Annotated in this window: 2 protein-coding genes; one reads left to right on the top strand and one right to left on the bottom strand. The window is 47.5% G+C overall.

The window, feature by feature from the left end; translation table 11 throughout:
• The coding region (locus tag A3762_RS07025; protein WP_197469108.1) for a TraR/DksA C4-type zinc finger protein at positions 1-219 on the top strand (219 nt) is incomplete at its 5' end.
• Between the two features lie 59 nt (positions 220-278).
• Here A3762_RS07025 and A3762_RS07020 read toward each other — a convergent pair.
• The coding region (locus tag A3762_RS07020) for a permease (RefSeq protein ID WP_068754674.1) at positions 279-1,060 on the bottom strand (782 nt) is incomplete at its 5' end.

Raw genomic sequence — 1,060 nt, 5'->3', positions numbered from 1 at the left:
GAGCAATGTGCGATTTCTATGCGCATTGTTGACCGAGAGCAAAAGCTACTCCCTAAGATTCAGCAGTCCTTAGAGCGGATTCGGCTGGGCGAGTATGGCTACTGTATTGAATCTGGAGATCCAATCGGTATTCCGCGATTACTTTTAAGACCAACAGCTGAGTACTGCGCAGACGTCAAACAAGCACGTGAAATGCAGGAGCACGTGTTCAGAGATTAGTTAAGCTTGAGAGTAAACGAATGATGGCGCCTCGATGCTTAATCAAAGCATTGGAAGCATTAACTTCCAATGCTTTGATTAAGCAACCACGCAATCACAAACACTTGCGGTAGGGTTAACAGCGGTAAATAGAGTGCTGTTTTCCATGACTTGGTGGTGTCTTTGATGACCATAATTTCGGTGTAATCGGTGGCGACGCCGCCCATCAAAAAACCAAAACTATTACCGGGTGCATTGGCACGAGTCATCAAGTCGGCCGCGATAGGTGTCGAGCCTTCTGAGCAGACCTCAATGATGGTCGCAGCGACTAAGGTCGCAAATAAACCAAGCAAAGTAGGACCGAAGTAATCTTGGAAAAGCTCTAGGCTCACAAAGGCGCGAATAGCAGAAGCGAGCAACACGCCAAACAATATCCATTTGATGATAATGCGTGAGCCATTAATGCCTCCTTGAACAAAGCGTTTAAGAAGCGCTGAATCCCATGACACACCCTTTAGTTGGCGCTTAGCTTCGGGCCAGAATTTGAAATCGGGATCGTAAGGCAGTACGTTCGGGTTGCTTGGGAGTGTTCCGTTTTTTTCAAGTCGATCAAACATCCATCCGGCCGCAATTCCAATGAGCATTGAGAGCAGAATAAAGATGATCGTCCACTCTAAGCCGATTAATGCAATCATGATGATCGTGAGTGAAAGCGAGTTCCATGGGCTAGCGATCAAAAACGCCATGGTTTGCCCAAGGCTTGCGCCTTTTTTACGAAGCTCCATGCCAACCATAAGAATACCGTGACTACACAGATCGAGCAGGACGCCTGCGAAGGTTGCGCGTAATAGGCCTGTAAAGG

The organism is Oleiphilus sp. HI0125 (assembly GCF_001635355.1).
This window is presented reverse-complemented; position numbering and strand designations above follow the sequence as displayed.